Genomic DNA, 21,334 nt, shown 5'->3' on the forward strand with positions numbered 1-21,334 from the left:
CCTGAAGGCCCCGGCTCTCGTGGCCGGCGCACCCCTTCGGCCCCGGGCCCGCTCGCGCTGTACCTTCGACCTCACGTCGTAGAGGAGAGTCAACGTGAGCAAGTTCGTGCGGCCGGCGGCCGAGGGCGCCGACCCCTTCGGCACCGCCCGTCTGCGTCGCGGTGTGCTCGACGCGTGGGCGACCAGTCCCGCCCGGTTCCGGGAGGACGCCAACGCCGAGGAGGACCTCGTCCTCGGCGGGTACCGGGACCGGCTCGTCGTCGAGCTGGCCCAGAACGCCGCCGACGCCGCCGCACGGGCCGGGACGCCCGGACGGCTGCGGCTCACCCTCCGTGACGGCGTGCTGGTCGCCGCGAACACCGGGGCGCCGCTGGACGCGGCCGGCGTCGAGTCGCTGTCCACGCTGCGGGCCTCCGCCAAGCGGGAGAACGAGACGACGCGGAGCGCGGTGGGCCGGTTCGGCGTCGGCTTCGCCGCCGTCCTCGCGGTGACCGACGAGCCCGCGATCGTGGGGCGGCACGGCGGGGTGCGCTGGTCGCTCGCCGAGGCCCGGGAGCTGGCCGCCGACACCGCCCGGCACAGCCCAGGGCTCGGCGACGAGGTGCGCCGCCGGGACGGGCACGTACCGCTGCTGCGGCTGCCCTTCGCCGCCGAGGGCACCGCGCCCGAGCCGTACGACACCGCCGTCATCCTGCCCCTGCGGGACACCGCCGCCGCCGATCTGGCCGAGCGGCTGCTCGGCGGCGTGGACGACGCCCTGCTGCTCGCCCTGCCGGGGCTCGCCGAGGTCGTCGTGGAGATCGAGGGGCAGGCGCCGCGCACGCTGAGCCGCCGCACCGACGGCGCCTTCACGGTCGTGGAGGACTCCCGGGAGGGCGTCACCCACTGGCGCACCGCCTCGGCGCACGGGCCGCTCACCCCGGACCTGCTCGAAGGCCGCCCGGTCGAGGAGCGGCTGCGGCCCCACTGGTCGGTGACCTGGGCGGTGCCCGTCGACGCGTACGGGGCGCCGGTCCGGCCCCGCACCAGCCCGGTCGTGCACGCGCCCACCCCGAGCGACGAGCCGCTGGGCGTGCCCGCGCTGCTCATCGCCTCCTTCCCGCTGGACACCGCCCGGCGCCACGCGGTCCCCGGCCCCCTCACCGACCACCTGGTGCAGCGCGCCGCCGACGCCTACGCCGAACTGCTCGCCGCCTGGCGGCCGGTGACGCACCAGATCATCGACCTGGTGCCGGGGCCGCTCGGCAAGGGCGAGCTGGACGGGGCGCTGCGGCAGGCCGTGCTGGAGCGGCTGCCGCGCACCGCCTTCCTGCCGCCGGCCGTCGAGCTGCGGGGCGACGACGAGCTGCCGGAGGCCCTGCGGCCCCGGGACGCCGAGATCGTGGAGGGCGCCGGGGCCGACACCGTACGGGTGCTGGCCGAGGTGCTGCCCACCCTGCTCCCGGCCGGTCTGGAACGCCGCGTCGAGCTGCGCACCCTCGGGGTCGCCCGGCTGCCGCTGGCCGACGCCGTCGACCGGCTCGCCGGTCTGGAGAAGGACCCCGAGTGGTGGTGGCGGCTCTACGACAGCCTCGCCGGGGTCGACCCCGAGCGGCTGTCCGGGCTGCCGGTGCCCCTCGCGGACGGGCGGACCACCATCGGGCCCCGGCAGGTGCTGCTGCCCGCCCCGGACACGGCCCTGACCGACCCCGAGGTCCTGGCCCGGCTCGGGCTGAAGGTCGCCCACGCGGACGCCGCGCATCCGCTGCTGGAGAAGCTGGGCGCGCTGCCCGCCACCCCGCGCGCGGTGCTGACCACGCCGCAGGTGCGGGCCGCCGTGGCGGCCTCCCTCGACGAGGACGGCGGGCTCGACTGGGAGCAGGAGGCGCCGGACGCCGAGGAACTGGCCGACACCGTGCTCGCCCTGGTACAGGGCGCGGGCCTCGAACCCGGCGACGAGCCCTGGCTCGGCGCCCTCGCGCTGCCCGACGAGGACGGGGAACCGGCGCCCGCCGGTGAGCTGGTCTTCCCCGGCAGCCCCTTCGCCCGGGTCATCCGGGAGGGCGAACTGGCGGCCGTGGACGCCGGCCTGGCCGAGAAGTGGGGCGAGCAGCCGCTCGCCGCGTGCGGGGTGCTCGCCGACTTCGCGCTGGTCCGCGCCACCGACGTGGTCCTCGACCCGGACGAGCTGGAGCCCCGGGAGGGCGACTACGCCGAGCCCGACGACGCCGGACTGCTGGACGCCGTGGACGTGTGGTCCGAGGACATCCTCGACCGGTTCCCGGACAGCCCCGTGCCGCCGGTCGCCACCGAACTCGTCGCCGTCCGCGACCTGGACCTGGTGGACGACGACCACTGGCCCGAGGCGCTCTCCCTGCTGGCCCGGCCGCCGCTGCGGGACGCCCTGATCCAGCCGGTGCGCGTCCTGCTGCCCGACGGCACCCACGAGGTCGTCCGCCCGTACACCGCCTGGTGGCTGCGCGGCCACCCGGTGCTCGACGGGCGGCGCCCGGCCGGACTCCTCGCGGCCGGCGGCGACCCGCTGCTGCGCGGGCTCTACGACGAGGCCGACGCCACCGGGTTCGAGGACGAGCAGGTGCTGCGGGCGCTCGGCGTGCGCACCTCCGTCGGCGCGCTGCTGGACGAGCCCGGCGGCGCGGCCGAGCTGCTGGAGCGGCTCGCCGACCCGGACCGCCCGGTCACCTCCGGCCAGCTGCACGCGCTGTACGGCGCGCTGGCCGAACTCGACCCCGAGCGGGTCACCCTGCCGGACGAGCTGCGGGCCGTGGTGGACGGGCGGGTGGAGGTCGTGGACGCCGGCGCGGCCGTCGTGGTCGACTCCCCGGACCTGCTGCCGTTCACCGCCGGGATGCCGCTGCTGCCGGTGCGGCCCGCGCTGGCCGCCGAACTGGCCGAGCTGTTCCAGGTGCGGCGGCTGAGCGAGTCCGTCTCCGGCGAGGTGCACTCCGAGGGGACCGAGCACGACGTACCGGAGCCGGTGCGGGTGCTGCTCGGGCCCGGCACGCCCCGGACGTACGTCGAGCACGAGGAACTGGTCGTGGACGGCGTGGAGATCGACTGGCGGCTCACCGACGACGGGGTGCCGCACGCGGCCACCCTGGAGGGGGTCGCGGCGGGGCTCGCCTGGGCGGCGGGACAGTGGCCGAGGCGGTTCGAGGTGGCCGCGCTGCTGGAGGACCCGTCCCGGACGGAGGAGCTGGCCAGGGACCGCTGGTTCGACTGAACGCGACCGCGTGTGACGTCGGACACAAGTCCGGAAATTACTTCAAGCGCGTACAACCTCTGCGCGGGGTCGTGGATCTGATCATGCGGCAACCGTCTTCATGATCACGGGGAGAACCACACCCAATGCGTACGCGAGTCGCAGGCACCGTCGTCCTCGGCGCTCTGGCGCTGTCCGTCCTGGCGGTCCCCGCCGCCCAGGCCGCCGACGAGAGCCGCGGCGACACCAAGATCTCGAACGTCGTGGTCAACGGCGGCAAGCCCGTCGTCGTGAGCGCGACCGGGACCAAGACCATCACCGTGTCCTTCACCGCCACGGACAACTCCGGGATCGCCTGGGCGCAGGCGATCCTGTACCACGGCACGGACATGGACCACTCCGACAGCGGTGCCGTCGCCAACACCAGCGACGGCCGCTCCGCCTGCACCAAGGTCGACGCCACCACCGCGACCTGCAAGGCGACCTACACCCTGACGGCCCAGGAGAACCTGATCAACTCCGTGGCCGGCGGCTGGAAGGTCTGGGCGATCGCCCAGGGCAAGGACAACGACTACGTCCTGAAGGAGAACGTCAAGTCCTTCCAGGCGCAGCGGCTGTCCAAGCTCACGGTCAACGCCGCCCCGGAGCCGGTGAAGAAGGGCAAGACGATCACCGTCACGGGCGCCCTCACCCGCGCCAACTGGGACGCCGGCACGTACTCCGGCTACACCGCGCAGCCGGTCAAGCTCCAGTTCCGCAAGAAGGACTCCAGCACCTACAGCACGGTGAAGACCGTCAACACGGACTCCAAGGGCAACCTGAAGACCACCGTGACGGCCTCGGCCGACGGCTACTACCGCTACTCCTTCGCGGGCACGTCGACCACCCCGGCGGTCAGCGCCGCCGGTGACTTCATCGACGTGCAGTAGACGAGCCGAGCGGGCGGCGCCGTTCCGCCCGCCCAGCTTGTTCCGCCCGTTCCGCCCCCGGACGCGCCCGGCGCTTCCGGGGGCGGAACGTTTTTTCGGCCGGACGTCCGCTCAGTCGGGAACCGCCGGCTCAGTCGGGGAACCGCCGGCCGACCCAGCGCCACAGGTACTCCAGGACGGCCGCCGCCGCCACCGCCACGCCGACCGCCGTCCACGGCATCGCCATGCCGACCAGCTTCAGCGCGAAGAAGGTCTGCAGCGCCGGGACCGCGAGGACGAGCAGGAAGGCCACGCCCATCGTGGCCACCAGCGCCACCCGCCACCAGGTGTAGGGGCGGGCGATGATCGCCAGCACCCACATGGAGATCAGGAACAGGGTCAGGGTGGCCGCGCTGGTCTCCGCGTCCAGGGCGCCGCTGCCGCTGTAGTGGTGCCGGGCGAGCAGATAGGTCGCGAAGGTCGCCGCGCCCGCCAGCACACCGCCCGGGACCGCGTACCGCATCACCCGGCGCACGAAGTGCGGTCTGGCCCGCTCCTTGTTGGGCGCGAGGGCCAGGAAGAAGGCCGGGACGCCGATGGTGAGGGTGGACAGCAGGGTCAGGTGCCGGGGCAGGAAGGGGTACTCCACCTGCCAGCACACCACCAGCACCGCGAGCAGCACCGAGTACACCGTCTTCACCAGGAACAGCGTCGCCACGCGCGTGATGTTGCCGATCACCCGGCGGCCCTCGCCGACCACCGAGGGCAGGCTCGCGAAGCTGTTGTCCAGCAGCACGATCTGGGCGACCGCGCGGGTGGCCTCCGAACCGGAGCCCATGGCGACCCCGATGTCCGCGTCCTTCAGCGCCAGGACGTCGTTCACGCCGTCCCCGGTCATCGCGACCGTATGCCCGTTGGACTGGAGCGCGCCGACCATGTCCCGCTTCTGCTGCGGGGTGACCCGCCCGAAGACGGTGCCCTCGTCCAGCGCCTCGGCCATCGCGGGCGGGTCCTCGGGCAGGTGCCGGGCGTCGACCGCCGTACCCGCGAGGCCCAGCTTCGCGGCGACCGCGCCGACCGACACCGCGTTGTCCCCGGAGATGACCTTGGCGCGCACGTCCTGCTCGGCGAAGTAGCGCAGGGTGTCGGAGGCGTCGGGCCGCAGCCGCTGCTCCAGCACGACCAGGGCGGTCGGCAGGGCGCCCCGGGCCGGCTCGGCGTCGTCCAGGTCGCGGCGGGCGCGGGCCAGCAGCAGCACCCGCAGCCCCTGCTCGTTGAGCCGCTCGGTCTCGGCCAGGGCCCGGTCCCCGTCGGCGAGCAGCACGTCCGGGGCGCCCAGCAGCCAGGTGCTGCTCTCGCCGTCCCCCTCGCTGAAGGCGGCCCCGCTGTACTTGCGGGCCGAGGAGAAGGGGAGCGACTCGACGCAGCGCCAGTCCACGCTGTCCGGGTAGGCGTCGATGATCGCCTGGAGGGAGGCGTTCGGCCGCGGATCGGACTCGCCGAGCGCGCCGAGCACCTTGCGCACGTACGTCTCGTCCGCCCCGTCCAGCATCCGCAGCTCGGTGACGTCCATGCCGCCCTCGGTGAGCGTGCCGGTCTTGTCGAGGCAGACGGTGTCGACGCGGGCCAGGCCCTCGATGGCCGGCAGCTCCTGCACCAGGCACTGCTTGCGGCCGAGCCGGATCACCCCGATCGCGAAGGCCACCGAGGTGAGCAGCACCAGGCCTTCGGGGACCATCGGCACGATCCCGCCGACCGTGCGCGCCACGGCGTCCTTGAGACCGTTGTTCTTGACCACGAGCTGGGTGATGACGAGCCCGACGGCCGCCGGGACCATCATCCACGTCACGTACTTGAGGATCGTGGAGATACCGGAGCGCAGCTCGGAGTGGACGAGCGTGAAGCGGGACGCCTCCTCGGCGAGCTGGGCGGCATACGCCTCGCGGCCGACCTTGGTGGCCTTGAAGGCGCCGCCGCCCGCGACCACGAAGCTGCCGGACATGACCGGGTCGCCGGGGTGCTTGACGACGGGGTCGGCCTCACCGGTGAGCAGCGACTCGTCGATCTCCAGACCGTCCGCCTCCGCGCACACCCCGTCGACGACGACCTTGTCGCCCGGGCCGATCTCGATGAGGTCGTCCAGCACGATCTCGTCGGTGGCCACCTCGGTGGCCGCGCCGTCCCGGCGCACCGTCGGCCGGGACTCCCCGATCACCGCGAGCGAGTCCAGGGTCTGCTTGGCCCGCCACTCCTGGACGATGCCGATACCGGTGTTGGCGAGGATCACGAAGCCGAAGAGGCTGTCCTGGATCGGCGCGACGAACAGCATGACCAGCCAGAGCACGCCGATGATCGCGTTGAACCGGGTGAAGACGTTCGCCCGGACGATCTCCCCCAGCGACCGGCTGCTGCGCACCGGAACGTCGTTGACCTGCCCGCGGGAGCGCCGCTCCGCCACTTCGGCGCCGGTCAGCCCCGCCGAGCGGCTCGCGGGCAGCGCCACGGGGTGGACGGGGTCGAGTTCGGCGCCCGCGTCTATATGGGTCATGCATTCGACGGTACGTGTGGATTTGCCCACCCGCCCACCGGAATTGGCGGTCCGCGCCGTCATTCCGCCAGGGAGGACCCCAGGGCCGCCGCGCGCTTGATCGCGGCGTCCCGCCTGCGCACGTACCAGATGCCGATCAGGCCGAGCCCGCCGCCCGCGAGGCAGGTCCACAGCCACACCAGGTGGTCGTGGTCCGCGTACCAGCCGTAGAAGGGGAGCTGGACGAGGAAGAGCACGAACCACACGATCGTGCCGCCGGTGATGGTGGCGACCACGGGGCCCTCCAGGGGCTCGGGCGCCTCGTGCTTGGGGGTCCACTTGGCCATGGGGACAGCTTATGGGCCACCGGGGGGCCGCTCACGAGCCGATCAGGTCTACGCGCGGAGATAGCGCAGTCGCAGTCATACGTTCATACTGAAACCGTTTGTCTATGACCACTTCCATTCGTATGAAACTCCAACGGGGCTCGGGGGAACCCCGCTGGTGATGAGGATCCGCATGTCCACCTCGGCACCTGCCAAGGCCCCCACCCCCGAAAGGCCGGGCGGTTCTCCCGCCTACGGCGCCCTCGACCGCTACTTCAAGATCTCCGAGCGGGGCAGCTCCCTCGCCCGCGAGGTCCGCGGCGGCTTCGCCACCTTCTTCGCGATGGCGTACATCATCGTGCTGAACCCGATCATCCTCGGCAGCGCGAAGGACATGTACGGGCACCACCTGGACAACGGCCAGCTGGTGACGGCGACCGCGCTGACGGCCGCGTTCGCCACGCTGCTGATGGGTGTCATCGGCAATGTGCCGATCGCGCTCGCCGCCGGCCTCGGCGTGAACTCGGTCGTCGCGCTCCAGCTCGCCCCGCGCATGTCCTGGCCGGACGCCATGGGCATGGTCGTGCTGGCCGGCTTCGTGGTCATGCTGCTGGTCGCCACGGGCCTGCGCGAGCGCGTGATGAACGCGGTGCCGTTCGGCCTGCGCAAGGCGATCTCGATCGGTATCGGCCTGTTCATCATGCTGATCGGCCTGGTCGACTCCGGCTTCGTCACCCGGATGCCGGACGCCGCCCAGACCACCGTCCCGCTCCAGCTGGGCACCGGCGGCCACCTCACCGGCTGGCCGGTGCTGGTCTTCATCCTGGGCGCGCTGCTCACCTTCGCGCTGATCGTCCGCAAGGTGCCGGGCGCGATCCTCATCTCCATCGTCGGCATGACCGTCCTCGCGGTGATCGTCAACGCGGTCGCCACGATCCCGTCCTGGGGCCTGACGGTCCCGAAGTGGCCGGGCAACCCGGTCTCCACCCCGGACTTCGGCCTGGTCGGCCAGGTCAGCCTGTTCGGCGGCTTCGCCAAGGTCGGCGTGCTGACCGGCATCCTCTTCGTCTTCACGGTCCTGCTGTCGTGCTTCTTCGACGCGATGGGCACGATCATGGGCATCAGCGACGAGGCCAAGCTGACCGACGCCCAGGGCTACATGCCCGGCATCAACAAGGTCCTCCTCGTCGACGGCCTCGCGGTCGCCGCGGGCGGCGCCGCCTCCTCCTCGGCCACCACCGCCTTCGTGGAGTCCACGGCGGGCGTCGGCGAGGGCGCCCGCACCGGTCTCGCGAACGTCGTCACCGGCGGCCTGTTCACCGTGTCGCTGTTCCTCACCCCGATCGCCACGATGGTCCCGTCCCAGGCGGCCACCCCGGCGCTGATCGCGGTCGGCTTCCTGATCCTGTCGAACTCCATCAAGGAGATCGACTGGGCCGACTACACCATCGCGATCCCGGCCTTCGTGACGATGCTGATGATGCCGTTCACCTACTCGATCACGAACGGCATCGGCATGGGCTTCATCACCTTCACCGTGCTGCGCCTGGTCGCCGGGCGGGCCCGGGAGATCCCGGTGCCGATGTACGCCGTCTCGGCCGTCTTCGCCTTCTACTACCTGATGCCGGCCCTGGGCCTGACCTGAGCCCGCCCGCGGGGCCTCAGGTGACCCCGTAGAACTTCTCCGTCTCCTCGACGGCGGTCTGGAACCGTTCGTCGAAGTCATCCCGAATGAGCGTCCGGACGACATAGTCCTGGACGCTCATTCCTCTTCTGGCCGCGTGGTGCCGGAGCCTTTCGAGCAGCTCCCCGTCTATCCGCAGGCTGAGCACACTGGTCCCCATGCGTACGAGGGTCGCCATACCGGGCCGCCCGGTGCGTCGCTTTCCGGAACCGGCTCACTCATACGGGTGATCGGAGGGTTCGGTGGCGGGCGTCACGGGCATCGCGGCGTGTCCCGGTGGTCTTTAGTCAGGGTAATGAGTTACTCTAAAGAACATGCCGGACCTTTCCCATGGCGACGACGCTGCCGCCGTGAACGCTCTCCGCTCCGCCGTGATGCGGCTGTCCCGTCGGCTCAAGCACCAGCGCGTCGACGAGTCGCTGAGCCCCACCGAGATGTCGGTGCTCGGCACCCTCTTCCGCTGCGGCTCGGCCACCCCGGGTGAACTGGCCCGCAAGGAGCACGTCCAGCCGCCGTCGATGACCCGTATCGTCGCGCTGCTCGAAGCCAAGGGGCTGGTCCGTCTCGAACCGCACCCCGACGACCGGCGCCAGAAGGTCGTCAGCCAGACCGAGCAGGCCGAGGCCATGCTCGAAGAGAGCCGCCGCAAGCGCAACGCGTTCCTGGCCGGTCTGGCCGAGGGCCTCGACGAGGACGAATGGGCCGCCCTGCGTGCCGCCGCCCCCGTGCTGGAGAAGCTCGCACACCTGTAACCCTGCCCGAGGAGGCGAACCGTCTTGAGTCCGGGATCCGGAATACCTTCCGCCCCCGCACCGACCGTCCCCCACCCCCGTAAGTCCTCGATGTTCAGCTCGTTGCGGATCCGCAACTACCGCCTCTTCTTCCTCGGCCAGGTCGTCTCCAACACCGGTACCTGGATGCAGCGCATCGCCCAGGACTGGCTCGTCCTCAGCCTCACCGGCTCCTCGGCGGCCGTCGGCATCACGACGGCCCTGCAGTTCCTGCCGATGCTGCTCTTCGGTCTGTACGGCGGCGTCCTCGTGGACCGGCTGCCCAAGCGGCCCACCCTGCTGGTCACCCAGTCCGCCATGGCCGTCACCGGTCTGCTGCTCGCCGCGCTGACCCTGTCCGGCCATGTCCAGGTCTGGCACGTGTACGTCGCGGCCTTCGCCGTCGGACTGGCCACGGTGATCGACAACCCGGCCCGCCAGTCCTTCGTCTCCGAGCTGGTCGGCCCCGACCAGCTGCAGAACGCGGTCAGCCTGAACTCGGCGAACTTCCAGTCCGCCCGGCTCGTCGGCCCCGCCGTCGCGGGTCTGATGATCACCGGCGTGGGCACCGGCTGGGCGTTCCTCGCCAACGGCCTCTCGTTCGCGGCGCCGATGGCGGGCCTGCTGCTGATGCGCGCCCGCGAGCTGCACGTGGTCGAGCGCACACCGCGCGGCAAGGGCCAGCTGCGCGAGGGCCTCGGCTATGTGGCGAAGCGGCCCGAGCTGATCTGGCCGATCGTCCTGGTCGGCTTCATCGGCACCTTCGGCTTCAACTTCCCGGTGTGGCTGTCGGCCTACGCGGACGACGTCTTCCACGCGGGCGCCGGCGGGTACAGCCTCTTCAACACGCTGATAGCCGTCGGCTCCCTGGTCGGCGCCCTGCTCGCCGCCCGGCGCGGCACGGCCCGGCTGCGCGTCCTGATCGGCGCCGCGGCGGCCTTCGGAATCCTGGAGACGGTGGCCGCCTTCGCCCCGTCGTACTGGCTGTTCGCGCTGCTCATGGTGCCGATCGGGATCTTCGGCCTGACGGTGAACGTCACCGCGAACACCACCGTGCAGATGTCCACCGATCCGGCCATGCGCGGCCGGGTGATGGCCCTGTTCATGATGGTGTTCGTCGGCGGCACACCGCTGGGCGCCCCGGTGGTCGGCTGGATCACCGACACCTACGGCGCCCGGGTCGGCTTCGCGGCCGGCGGCCTGGTGTCGGCCCTCGCGGCCGGCACGATCGGCCTGGTCCTGGTCCGCATCGGCGGCCTGCGCCTTTCGGTCGGCTGGCACCGCGGCCATCCGCGGGTCGCCTTCGTCCCGCGCGACCGGGAGCAGCTGGCGACGGCGGCGTGAACGTCCCGGAGGGTCCCGCCGTCTTCCCGGCGGACCCTCCGTACCGGAGCCTGCGCCGGTACCGGCGGCCCGGGGCGGCCCGCGTGAACGTCCCGGAGGGGCCCGGTGCTTCCTAGCGCACCCTTCGGGCCAGTACCTGTCCCGGCCAGTCGTCGGGGCCGTGGGTGTAGGTGTGGGTCGGGGTGAAGCCGTTGGCCTCGTAGTAGGCGACGAGCCGGCGGTCGCCGCCCGCGTAGCAGTCCACGCGCAGCAGGCCCACCCCGGCCCGCCGGGTCTCCTCGGCGGCGTGCGCGAGCAGCGCGCTGCCCGCGCCCAGCCCCTTGAAGCGGCGGTCGGAGGCCAGCCAGTGGATGTACCGCTCCGGCTCGCCGGGTGCCGGAAGGTGGGACAGATAGGCGCCGGGCCCGTCGGTGAGGGTGAGCGTGGCGGCCGGCGCACCGTCGACCTCGGCGAGGTACGTGGTGCCCTCCGCCATGGCCCGGGTCACCGCCGCCACCGTCCCCTCGCTCCGTGACAGGGGCCGGGTGCCCCACTGGGCGGTCCTGCCCTGTGCCACCAGCCACTCCACGCTGCTGTCGAGCATGCCGAGCAGCACGGGCAGGTCGTCGGGGCCGCCTTCGCGCAGGGTGATCGTCATCGCCCCATCATGCCCGCCCGGTTCTGGGATCGTGAGGCCCATGAGACTCTTCGCCGCCGTACTGCCCCCCGAGGACGTCGCGGACGAACTCGCCGCCGAGGTGGACCGGCTGCGGCGGCTGCCCGGCGCCGACCGGCTGCGCTGGACGGGCCGCCCCGGCTGGCACTTCACCCTCGCCTTCTACGGCGAGGTCGCCGACGACCTGGTCCCCGCCCTGGCGGACCGCCTGGCCCGCGCGGCCCGCCGCACGGAACCCTTCCCGCTCGCCGTCGCGGGCGGCGGCCAGTTCGGCCAGGGCCGCACGCTGTGGGCGGGCGCCCGGGGCGGAACGGAGGCGCTGCGGCTGCTCGCCGACCGGGCCGAGGCGGCGGCACGCAAGGCCGGGGTGCCGATGGGCGAGCACCGCCGCTACAAGGCCCATCTCACCCTGGCCCGCAGCCGGGACGCGGTGGACGTGCGCCCCTGCGTGGAGCTGCTCCACGCGTTCGCCGGCCGGAGCTGGACCGTCACCGAGGCGGCGCTGGTGCGGAGCGTGCTGCCGGGGTCCGGGGTGCCGGGGGAGCAGCCGCGGTACGAGGTGGCCGACCGCTGGGCGCTGGGCGCGGGCAGCTAGGCTCGACCGCGTGGACCCGAAGACCCGGAACCGGATCATGGCCGGTGCGCTCGTGCTGATGTTCGTCGTGGTGGCCGTGGCGTCGGCCGTCAGATAGCGGTGAGGGGCGCCGCTCCCGCCGGAGCGCCGCCCCTCGACGCCGACGCGCGCCTCGGCGCCTACCAGGCGAACGCCTCCGGGGACGGACCCGGGCCCGGGAAGACGTCGTCAAGGCCGCTCAGCAGCTCCTCGCTCAGCTCCAGCTCCGTCGCCCTGAGGGCCGACCGGAGCTGCTCGGCGGTGCGCGGGCCGACGATCGGTCCTGTCACCCCGGGCCGGGTCAGCAGCCAGGCCAGTGCCACCTCACCGGGTGCGAGGCCGTGCTTGTCGAGCAGGTCCTCGTACGCCTGGATCTGCGCGCGGGCCGCCGGGTCGTTCAGGGTGTCGGCGGCCCGGCCCGAGGCGCGGCGACCGCCCTGGACCTCCTTCTTGAGGACCCCGCCCAGCAGACCGCCGTGCAGCGGCGACCACGGGATGACACCGAGGCCGTACTGCCGCGCGGCCGGGATGACCTCCATCTCGGCGCGGCGCTCGGCGAGGTTGTACAGGCACTGCTCGCTGACCAGGCCGATGGTGCCGCCGCGCCGGGCGGCGGTCTCGTTGGCCTGGGCGATCTTGTAGCCGGGGAAGTTGCTGGAGCCGGCGTAGAGGATCTTGCCCTGCTGGACGAGGACGTCGATCGCCTGCCAGATCTCGTCGAACGGGGTGTCCCGGTCGATGTGGTGGAACTGGTAGAGGTCGATGTAGTCCGTCCGCAGCCGCTTCAGGCTGGCGTCCACCGCGCGCCGGATGTTCAGCGCGGAGAGCTTGTCGTGGTTGGGCCAGGCGGGCTGCCCGTCGGCGCCCATGTTGCCGTACACCTTGGTGGCGATGACGACCTTGTCGCGCCGGCCGCCGCCCTGGGCGAACCAGTCGCCGACGATGGACTCGGTCCGTCCCTTGTTCTCGCCCCAGCCGTACACATTGGCCGTGTCGAAGAAGTTGATGCCCGCTGCCAGCGCCTCGTCCATGATCGCGTGGCTGTCGGCTTCGTCGGTCTGCGGGCCGAAGTTCATCGTCCCGAGGACGAGCCTGCTGACCTTGAGCCCCGTGCGTCCGAGCTGCGTGTACTCCATGGTCCACCAGCCAACGGCTTGGAGTGCGCTCTATGCAAGGGCTCGCGGCGCAAGGGCAGCGGGTGGCGCGGCCGCTACTTGTCGCGCGGGAAGTCGCCGGTCGTGAGGACCAGGTCCACGCCGGTGCCGGTCAGGTCGACGTCCGCCCCGAAGACGACCGTCAGTTCGCTGAGGTACTCCCCGTCCTTGGGCTGGCTGTAGAGGTGGCACTTGCCCTGGTAGGGATCGGCGACCAGGAGGGCGGGGACCCCGGCGGTGGCGTAGGCGGCCTTCTTGGGGCCGTAGTCGTTGTGAGCCGTGCCCTTCGAGATGACCTCGGCGACGAACGTGACGTCGTCGCAGAGCCAGCGGCCGGCGGGTGTCTTCTCGGCGTCCTCGGCCACGAGGGTGACGTCAGACGCGAAGCCGTTGAGATGGCCCGGATAGTCGATGCGGACGTCCGACTTGATGCGCTTGCGCGGATACTTGGTGCGCAGCTGTTCGACGATGTCCAGGATGATCTCCCAGTGGGTGTCCCGCTGCGGCGTCATGAAGATGGCCCCCTCGACGATGTCGACCTTGTATCCCTCGGGGGTGGTCCGCTCGAGCGACTCGAACATGTCGTCCAGCGTCGGCTCTCCGGGCTCCTCGGCCATCTCGATCCTGTCTTCGAGGACGGTCATCGTGGCGCTCCTCCCCGGCCGCCCCGTGGACAGACGCGGCCGCGCGGTTCAACGATACGCACGGTCACCGGGATACCACGTGAACCAGTCAGTCCGTTCCGGCCGCGTACGCCTGTCCGAGCCCCCACGCCTCCCACATCGCCGCCGCGAACGCCTCCGCGATCCGGTGCTCGCCGCTCTCGTTGGGGTGGGTGCCGTCGTACGTGTCGGTGTGGATGTCGTACCAGCCGGGCGGCGAGGCCAGCAGGACCGGGGAGCGGGGCTCGTCGAGGTCGGCGACCGCCTTCGCGAGCAGGACGTTGAACCGGTCCACCTGCTCGGCGAAGTCCGCGTCGGCGGCGGCCCGGATGTTCGGTATCACCGGCAGCAGCACCAGGCGGATGCGCGGGTCGGCCTCCCGCGCCCGAGCGATGAAGGCGCGGACGTTCTCCGCCGTCTGCTCGGCGTTCGTGTAGAAGCCCAGGTCGATCAGGCCGAGGGAGACCAGCAGCACGTCCGGGCGGTGCCGGCGCACGGCCTCGCCGATCAGCGGCGCCATGTGCAGCCAGCCCTCGCCCCAGCCGGCCAGGTGGGCGCGCGGGAAGTCGGGGTCCGCGTAGGCGAGCGAGACGGGGGCGTCGGACGACTTGTCGTACAGCTCCTCGCGCGGGCCGACGAAGGTGAAGGGGCCGCCGTACGAGGTGCACAGGTGGCGCCACAGCCGGTAACGCCACGTGTGCTCGCCCGCGCTCCCGATCGTCATGGAGTCACCCACGGGCATGAATCTGAGCATCCGCTCATGATGGACGATCACGCGCGGCCGTGCGATGTGACGCCCGCCACGTCCGGTGGGTGCCGCGGGATCGCCCCGGCCGAACCCCCGGGGGGAATGGCAGGCTTGGGGCATGCGTCGATCGTTCGCCGTCCTCGCCGGAGCGCTGCTCACCGGTGCCTGCGCGCTGCCCGCCTCCGCCGCCGACGGCTCCTTCGCCGGCGACTCCGCCGGTGACCAGGGGTTCACCCTCAAGGATCCGCGGATCACCGAGTCCAGCGGGCTCGCCGCCTCCCGGCTGCACCCCGGGATCTACTGGACGCACAACGACAGCGACGACGGGCCGTACCTGTACGCCGTGGACAGCGCCACCGGCAGGACCGTCGCCCGGATCACCCTGCGCGGCATCGGCTCGCCGCGCGATGTCGAGGCCATCTCCGTCGGCCCGCACAACGAGATCTTCGTCGGCGACATCGGCGACAACCTCGGCGGCAGATGGCCGTACGTGTGGATATACCGGCTGCCGGAGCCGAAGCGGCTGACGGACCAGACGATCACGGCCACGCAGTACGTCGTGAAGTACGCGGACGGGCCGCGGGACGCCGAGTCGCTGATGGTCCACCCGAAGACCGGGCGCGTCTACATCATCGACAAGAAGGAGGACGGCGGGCACCTGTACGAGGGCCCGGCCACCCTCTCCACGTCGGGCGCGAACGTCTTCAAGCCCGTCGCCGCCGTCGATCTGTGGGCCACCGACGCGGCCTTCTCCCCGGACGGCCGGCACCTCGCCGTGCGCGGCTACTTCGGCGGCATCCACTACGACTGGAACGGCGGCCGGATCGAGCGCAAGGGGAGCCTGGACGTGCCCTTGCAGGGGCAGGGCGAGTCCGTGTCGTACTCCGCCGACGGCACCAAGCTGATGTACGGCAGCGAGGGCGCGGGCAGCGCGGTGAAGGCGGAGGACGCCCCCGACCGGCCCGACGCGAAGTCGCCCTCGGCGAGCGGGGGTCCGGACGCCGGCGGGGGCACGGGCGGGGGCGCGGGCCTCAAGGCCGGGGTCGTGATCGCCGCCGTGGGGGTGGCCGCGGTGCTGGGACTGCGGCGGCTGCGGCGGCGGTAGGCGGAGCGCTACTTCCGGCAGCCGGGCTCCGGGAACGCGGTGGTGCCGACGGGGTGTCCGCCGCCCTCCATGGTGGTGAGGAGCCGGGGAGCGGAGCCGTCGGGGCCGACGATGCGGGCGAGGAACCCGGCGCTCCTGGGCAACGAGGGGTGGGCGCGGTCGACGACGCCGCCGAAGCGCGTGCCGTCACCGGCGTCCTTGAAGAACGCCGACGGCCCCTCGGGCCCGTTGCTCAGCACGGCGACCACCCCGGCCCCGATGAAGTTCTCCTTGACGATGGTGCAGCCCCGGGCGTCGGGGGTGCCGGCCTTCGGGAGCGGGTAGCTGTGCTCGCCGCCCCCGGCGCCGGTCACCCGCAGCTCGGGGGCGGAGCCGCCCGCGCCGGCCAGGCGCAGGGAGAGACCGCGCTGGACGGCGGCCGGGTGCCCCCGGTCGAGCTTGTCCAGGACGCGGTACAGGTAGGCGTCACCGGAGCGCCAGTGCGGCGGCACGGCCCGGATCCACGCCTCGGGGCCGCCCGCCCCGGGGTCGTCGCGCAGGACGGCGACCAGGTCCTTGCCGATGGCGACGGCCTTCCCGGCGTAGCGGGCGTCCGCGGTGGCCTCGGCGGCGGCGGGCGCGGCGGCGGCGGTCGCGGCGGCGGTCGCCACCGGCAGTACGGCGGTGGCGCCGAGCGCGGTCAGCAGGACCGAGGCGGTCAGCGGGGTACGGCGGTGGCGGCGTGCGGACACGACAGGCATGGCAGGCATGGCTGGCATGGAGGGACTCCTCGAAGCGTGCGCGGACGTGCGCGGGACACGGGAGACGACGAGAAGACGACAGGCAATCCGAACGAACACACCCATACCCCCATTGTCACGAGATATCGGTGGGAAGGGGAACGCGGATCTCTGTTGCCGGGGCAGAGGAGCGGTCCGGCGGGGAGTGAGGACGAGAAAGGGCGCCCGGCGGTGGTCCGCCGGGCGCCCTTTCCCTGTACCGCCGGTGCGGCTACAGCTTGTCGATCACGTAGTCGACGCACTTCGTCAGCGCCTCGACGTCCGCCGGGTCGATCGCCGGGAACATCGCGACGCGCAGCTGGTTGCGGCCGAGCTTGCGGTACGGCTCGGTGTCCACGACGCCGTTGGCGCGCAGCACCTTGGCGACGGCGGCGGCGTCGATCTCGTCGGAGAAGTCGATCGTGCCGATGACCTGCGAGCGCTTGGCCGGGTCGGTGACGAACGGGGTGGCGTGCTTCGACTCCTCCGCCCAGCTGTACAGGCGGGTCGAGGAGTCCTTCGTACGGGCCGTGGACCAGGCCAGGCCGCCCTGGCCGTTGAGCCACTCCAGCTGCTCGCCCAGGAGGAAGAGCGTGGCGAGGGCCGGGGTGTTGTACGTCTGGTTCTTGCGGGAGTTGTCGATCGCGGTGGGGAGCGAGAAGAACTCCGGGACGTGCCGCCCGGAGGCGTGGATCCGCTCGGCGCGCTCGATCGCGGCCGGCGAGAAGACGCCGATCCACAGGCCGCCGTCGGAGGCGAAGGACTTCTGCGGGGCGAAGTAGTAGACGTCCGTCTCGGCGATGTCGACCGGCAGGCCGCCCGCGCCGGAGGTGGCGTCCACGAGGACGAGCGCGCCCTCGTCGGCGCCGGCCACGCGCCGGATCGGCATGGCGACACCGGTGGAGGTCTCGTTGTGGGTGAAGGCGTAGACGTCGACGCCCTGCTCGGCCCGTGCCTCCGGGTGGGTGCCGGGGTCGGCGGCGACGACGGTGGGCTCGGCCAGCCAGGGGGCGAGCTTGGCCGCCTTGGCGAACTTCGAGGAGAACTCACCGAAGTTCAGGTGCTGGGACTTCTCCTCGATCAGGCCGTGCGTGGCGATGTCCCAGAAGGCGGTGGAGCCGCCGTTGCCGAGGATCACCTCGTAGCCCTCGGGCAGCGAGAACAGCTCGGAGATGCCCTCGCGGACCCTGCCGACCAGGTTCTTGACCGGCGCCTGACGGTGGGAGGTGCCCAGCAGGGACGTGCCGGTGGCGGCGAGGGCGTCCAGCGCCTCGGTCCGCACCTTGGAGGGGCCCGCACCGAAGCGTCCGTCGGCGGGCTTGATGTCAGCGGGAATCTGGATGTCGGCCACGTGAGGAGGTTAACCGGTGGCGGAAAGCGGGGTGGAGGGTTGTCCGTTCGATGAGACGAGATCACCGGGACGCGGGGTTGTGATGTCGTACGACAATACGCACGGGGTTGTGGAAAACGTGCGGTGACTGTCCGTGATCGGATGCATCCTGGACGCATGACAGATCTTGCGGATCTCGGGGGCGCACTGCGCAAGGCCGTCCGTGGCGAGGTGGGCTTCGACCTCACCGCCCGGGCCCTGGTCACGATGGACGCGTCGAACTACCGGAGGGTCCCGCTCGGGGTGGTGGCCCCGGCGGACGCCGACGACGTGGCGGCCGTGCTGGAGGTGTGCCGGGCACGCGGAGTTCCGGTGGTGGCGCGCGGCGGCGGCACGTCGATCGCCGGGCAGGCGACGGGCACCGGGGTGGTGCTGGACTTCACCCGGCACATGAACGGCGTGCTGGAGCTCGACCCGGGCAGCCGTACGGCGGTCGTGCAGCCGGGGCTGGTCCTCGACCGCCTCCAGGAGGCGGCGGCACCGCACGGACTCCGCTTCGGCCCCGATCCCTCCACCCACAGCAGATGCACGCTCGGCGGCATGATCGGCAACAACTCGTGCGGCTCCCACTCGGTGGCCTGGGGCACGACGGCGGACAGCGTGCGGGAGCTGTCCGTCGTCACCGCGCGCGGGCGGCGGCTGCGGCTCGGCCCCGGCTGGGCGGGCGCCCCGGAGGGGCTCCGGGAGCTGGCGGAGAGCGAACTGGCCCGGCTGCGCACGGGTTTCCCGGACCTGCCCCGCCGCATCTCCGGCTACGCGCTGGACGCGCTGCTGCCGGAGAACGGCGCGGACGTCGCCCGCTCCTTCTGCGGCTCGGAGGGCACGCTCGGCATTCTCACCGAGGCCGTGGTCCGCCTGGTCGAGGCCCCTCGCGCACGTGCCCTCGCCGTGCTGGGCTACCCCGACGAGAGCGCGGCGGCGGACGCGGCGGCGGGCCTGCTGCCGCTGCGCCCGCTCACGGTGGAGGGCATGGCCGCCGACCTGGTGCCGGCCGGCGCGGCGCTGCCCGCTGGAGCCGCCTGGCTGTTCGTGGAGACCGGCGGGGAGACGGCGGCGCAGGCCCGCGCGCACGCGGCGGAGATCGTGCGCGCCGCCGATGTCGTGGACGCGCTGGTGGTGACCGACGCGGCGGCCCAGCGCGCGCTGTGGCGGATCCGCGAGGACGCGAGCGGCACGGCGACCCGGATGCCCGACGGCAGCGAGGCGTGGCCCGGCTGGGAGGACTGCGCGGTGCCGCCCGCCCGGCTCGGCGGCTATCTGCGCGACTTCCGCTCCCTGCTCTCGGCCCACGGGCTGCGCGGTGCACCGTACGGCCACTTCGGCGACGGCTGCATCCACGTCCGCATCGACTTCGACCTGCTCACCGAGGCGGGCATCGGCCGCTTCCGGCACTTCTCCGAGGAACTGGCCGACCTGGTGGTGGCGCACGGCGGCTCGCTCTCCGGGGAGCACGGCGACGGCCAGGCCCGCGCGGAACTGCTGCCGCGGATGTACGGGGCGCGGACGGTGGCGCTGTTCGAGCGGGCCAAGGCGGTGTGGGACCCGGACGACCTGCTCAACCCCGGCATGCTGGTGCGCCCGGCCCGGCTGGACGAGAACCTCCGCTTCGCGGTGCTGCCCCGCGAACCGGTCGACGTCGCCTTCGGCTACCCGGCCGACGGCGGCGACTTCACCGCGGCCGTGCGCCGCTGCGTCGGCGTCGCCAAGTGCCGTACGACCACGGTGTCCGGGCCCGCCGTGATGTGCCCCTCCTTCCGCGCGACCGGCGAGGAGCAGCACTCCACACGCGGCCGGGCCCGGCTGCTGCACGAGATGCTCGCGGGCGAGCTGATCACCGACGGCTGGCGCTCGCCCGAGGTCAAGGAGGCCCTGGACCTCTGCCTGTCCTGCAAGGGCTGCCGCTCGGACTGCCCGGTGGGCGTCGACATGGCCACCTACAAGGCGGAGTTCCTGCACCACCACTACGCCGGCCGCCGCCGCCCCGCCGCCCACCACAGCATGGGCCGGCTGCCGGAGTGGCTCCGCTGGGCCGCCCGCACCCGCACGGCCCCCCTCCTCAACGCCCTCGCGGCGGTGGGCCCGCTGGCCCGCGCCGGCAAACGCCTGGGCGGAATAGCACCGGAACGGGAGATCCCGCGGCTGGCGACGGAGACGTTCACGGGGTGGTGGGGGAGACGGAAGCCGGCACCGGACACGGGGGGTGCGGGGAGCCTGCCGGCTCAGGGGTCGGGCGGTCCGTCGGCCGGGGGCGCGGGGGGTCCGTCGGCGGCTGAGGGCGTCGAGGAGGGTCGGTCGCCGGCTCCAGGTGACGGGGACCTGGTCGTGCTGTGGCCGGACACCTTCACCGAGCACCTGTCGCCGTCCGTCGGCCAGGCGGCCGTGCGGGTGCTGGAGGCCGCCGGGCTGCGGGTGGCCCTCCCGCCGACGCTGCTGCCGCGCCGGGGAGCGATCGCCGACGGCGCCACCCGGGCGGCGACCGCGCTGCTCAAGGCCCGCCGGGCCCGGGTCTGCTGCGGCCTGACCTACATCTCCACGGGCCAGCTGGACCGCGCCCGCACGGTGCTGCGCCGCACCCTCGACCTGATGGAACCGGTGCTGCGGGCCGGGGTCCCGGTGGTCGTCCTGGAACCGAGCTGCGCCGCGGCCCTCCGCACCGACCTGCCGGAACTCCTGCCCGACGACCCCCGCGCGGCCCGGCTGGCCGCCGCGGTCCGCACCTTCGCCGAGGCCCTGGAGCAGCACGCCCCCGACTGGACCCCGCCCGTCGTCGACCGCCCGGTCACCGGCCAGACCCACTGCCATCAGCACGCGGTGCTCGGCGACACCCCCGACCGCCGGCTGCGCGCCGCCGCGGGGCTCACCGGCGAGCTGGCCGGCGGCTGCTGCGGTCTGGCGGGCAACTTCGGCTTCGAGAAAGGCCACTTCGAGGTGTCCCGCGCCTGCGCCGAGGAACAGCTCCTGCCGTCGGTGCGCCAGGCATCCGAGGACACCGTGATCCTCGCCGACGGCTTCTCCTGCCGTACCCAGCTGGAACAGCTCGGCGGGGTCCGGGGCCAGCATCTGGCGGAGGTGCTGGCACAGGCGCTGGACGCGTCGGACGGGGAAGCGGGGTGACCGGGGATCGGGCGGTTGGAAGCCGGGCGGTCGGGGACCGGGCAGGCGGGGACCGGGCGGTCGGGGACTCGGCGGCCGGGGACGGGGTGACCGGGGATCGGGCGGTTGGAGGCCGGGCATTCGGAGGCCGGGCATTCGGGGACCGGGCGGTCGGGGATCGGGCGGTCGGAGGCCGGGCATTCGGGGATCGGGCGGTCGGGGACTTGGCGGCCGGGGACGGGGTGACCGGGGATCGGGCGGTTGGAGGCCGGGCGGTTGGAGGCCGGGCGGTCGGGGACCGGGCGGTCGGGGATCGGGCGGTCGGGGACTTGGCGGCCGGGGATGGGGTGACCGGGGATCGGGCGGTCGGGGGCTCGGCGGCCGGGGACGGGGTG

The 21,334-nt window shown here is 72.9% G+C and carries 17 protein-coding genes; 8 read left to right on the plus strand and 9 right to left on the minus strand.

What is annotated here, in order from left to right:
* The first annotated feature begins 94 nt into the window (after nucleotides 1–94).
* Nucleotides 95–3,223 carry a sacsin N-terminal ATP-binding-like domain-containing protein gene (locus ACF073_RS16035; RefSeq protein WP_392070313.1) on the plus strand — a complete coding sequence of 1,043 codons (3,129 nt, stop codon included), beginning with the start codon at nucleotides 95–97 and terminating at the stop codon, nucleotides 3,221–3,223.
* Nucleotides 3,224–3,348: 125 nt separating this feature from the next.
* Nucleotides 3,349–4,131 (plus strand): calcium-binding protein, encoded by a 783-nt coding sequence (locus ACF073_RS16040; protein WP_392070315.1) that lies wholly within the window; start codon nucleotides 3,349–3,351, stop codon nucleotides 4,129–4,131.
* A 130-nt stretch (nucleotides 4,132–4,261) separates the two neighbouring features.
* Here the strand turns inward: ACF073_RS16040 and ACF073_RS16045 are convergent, their stop codons facing one another.
* Nucleotides 4,262–6,658, minus strand: coding sequence for an HAD-IC family P-type ATPase (locus ACF073_RS16045; RefSeq protein WP_392070317.1), 2,397 nt, complete (start codon nucleotides 6,656–6,658; stop codon nucleotides 4,262–4,264).
* Between the two features lie 59 nt (nucleotides 6,659–6,717).
* Nucleotides 6,718–6,984, minus strand: coding sequence for a DUF2530 domain-containing protein (locus ACF073_RS16050; RefSeq protein ID WP_392070319.1), 267 nt, complete (start codon nucleotides 6,982–6,984; stop codon nucleotides 6,718–6,720).
* A gap of 172 nt (nucleotides 6,985–7,156) precedes the next feature.
* Here ACF073_RS16050 and ACF073_RS16055 point away from each other — a divergent pair, with 172 nt between their 5' ends.
* On the plus strand, nucleotides 7,157–8,608 hold the full coding sequence (locus ACF073_RS16055; RefSeq protein ID WP_392070320.1) for an NCS2 family permease: 1,452 nt from the start codon (nucleotides 7,157–7,159) through the stop codon (nucleotides 8,606–8,608).
* Nucleotides 8,609–8,624: 16 nt separating this feature from the next.
* On the opposite strand, the gene ACF073_RS16060 is transcribed toward ACF073_RS16055, so the two are convergent.
* A complete protein-coding gene (locus tag ACF073_RS16060) occupies nucleotides 8,625–8,807 on the minus strand; it encodes a ribbon-helix-helix protein, CopG family (RefSeq protein ID WP_392070322.1) in 183 nt (60 codons plus the stop codon).
* 154 nt (nucleotides 8,808–8,961) lie between these two features.
* Here ACF073_RS16060 and ACF073_RS16065 point away from each other — a divergent pair, with 154 nt between their 5' ends.
* Nucleotides 8,962–9,399 carry a MarR family winged helix-turn-helix transcriptional regulator gene (locus tag ACF073_RS16065; protein WP_392070324.1) on the plus strand — a complete coding sequence of 146 codons (438 nt, stop codon included), beginning with the start codon at nucleotides 8,962–8,964 and terminating at the stop codon, nucleotides 9,397–9,399.
* A 24-nt stretch (nucleotides 9,400–9,423) separates the two neighbouring features.
* A complete protein-coding gene (locus ACF073_RS16070) occupies nucleotides 9,424–10,761 on the plus strand; it encodes an MFS transporter (RefSeq protein WP_392070326.1) in 1,338 nt (445 codons plus the stop codon).
* Nucleotides 10,762–10,873: 112 nt separating this feature from the next.
* On the opposite strand, the gene ACF073_RS16075 is transcribed toward ACF073_RS16070, so the two are convergent.
* Nucleotides 10,874–11,398, minus strand: a complete 525-nt coding sequence (locus ACF073_RS16075) for a GNAT family N-acetyltransferase (RefSeq protein ID WP_392070328.1) — start codon at nucleotides 11,396–11,398, stop codon at nucleotides 10,874–10,876.
* Nucleotides 11,399–11,438: 40 nt separating this feature from the next.
* Here ACF073_RS16075 and thpR point away from each other — a divergent pair, with 40 nt between their 5' ends.
* Nucleotides 11,439–12,011: an RNA 2',3'-cyclic phosphodiesterase gene (thpR, locus tag ACF073_RS16080; RefSeq protein WP_392070329.1), complete on the plus strand. Its 573-nt coding sequence runs from the start codon at nucleotides 11,439–11,441 to the stop codon at nucleotides 12,009–12,011.
* Between the two features lie 158 nt (nucleotides 12,012–12,169).
* On the opposite strand, the gene ACF073_RS16085 is transcribed toward thpR, so the two are convergent.
* The 3 genes from ACF073_RS16085 to ACF073_RS16095 form a co-directional block, all read right to left on the minus strand.
* Nucleotides 12,170–13,165 (minus strand): aldo/keto reductase, encoded by a 996-nt coding sequence (locus tag ACF073_RS16085; RefSeq protein WP_392070331.1) that lies wholly within the window; start codon nucleotides 13,163–13,165, stop codon nucleotides 12,170–12,172.
* 74 nt (nucleotides 13,166–13,239) lie between these two features.
* Nucleotides 13,240–13,827: a Uma2 family endonuclease gene (locus tag ACF073_RS16090; RefSeq protein ID WP_392070333.1), complete on the minus strand. Its 588-nt coding sequence runs from the start codon at nucleotides 13,825–13,827 to the stop codon at nucleotides 13,240–13,242.
* An 88-nt stretch (nucleotides 13,828–13,915) separates the two neighbouring features.
* Nucleotides 13,916–14,599, minus strand: coding sequence for an SGNH/GDSL hydrolase family protein (locus tag ACF073_RS16095; protein WP_392070335.1), 684 nt, complete (start codon nucleotides 14,597–14,599; stop codon nucleotides 13,916–13,918).
* A 112-nt stretch (nucleotides 14,600–14,711) separates the two neighbouring features.
* Between ACF073_RS16095 and ACF073_RS16100 the strand changes: the two genes are divergently transcribed.
* Nucleotides 14,712–15,698, plus strand: coding sequence for a WD40 repeat domain-containing protein (locus ACF073_RS16100; protein ID WP_392070337.1), 987 nt, complete (start codon nucleotides 14,712–14,714; stop codon nucleotides 15,696–15,698).
* Between the two features lie 8 nt (nucleotides 15,699–15,706).
* Here the strand turns inward: ACF073_RS16100 and ACF073_RS16105 are convergent, their stop codons facing one another.
* The gene (locus tag ACF073_RS16105; RefSeq protein WP_392070338.1) at nucleotides 15,707–16,456 is read right to left on the minus strand and encodes a hypothetical protein; all 750 of its coding nucleotides are present in this window, start codon (nucleotides 16,454–16,456) and stop codon (nucleotides 15,707–15,709) included.
* A 232-nt stretch (nucleotides 16,457–16,688) separates the two neighbouring features.
* Nucleotides 16,689–17,807, minus strand: a complete 1,119-nt coding sequence (gene serC, locus ACF073_RS16110; protein WP_392070340.1) for a phosphoserine transaminase — start codon at nucleotides 17,805–17,807, stop codon at nucleotides 16,689–16,691.
* Nucleotides 17,808–17,963: 156 nt separating this feature from the next.
* Between serC and ACF073_RS16115 the strand changes: the two genes are divergently transcribed.
* Nucleotides 17,964–20,960: an FAD-binding and (Fe-S)-binding domain-containing protein gene (locus ACF073_RS16115; protein WP_392070342.1), complete on the plus strand. Its 2,997-nt coding sequence runs from the start codon at nucleotides 17,964–17,966 to the stop codon at nucleotides 20,958–20,960.
* The last annotated feature ends 374 nt before the right edge of the window (nucleotides 20,961–21,334 follow it).

It is taken from the genome of Streptomyces sp. NPDC015171 (assembly GCF_043079545.1).
Taxonomy (GTDB): Bacteria; Actinomycetota; Actinomycetes; order Streptomycetales; family Streptomycetaceae; genus Streptomyces.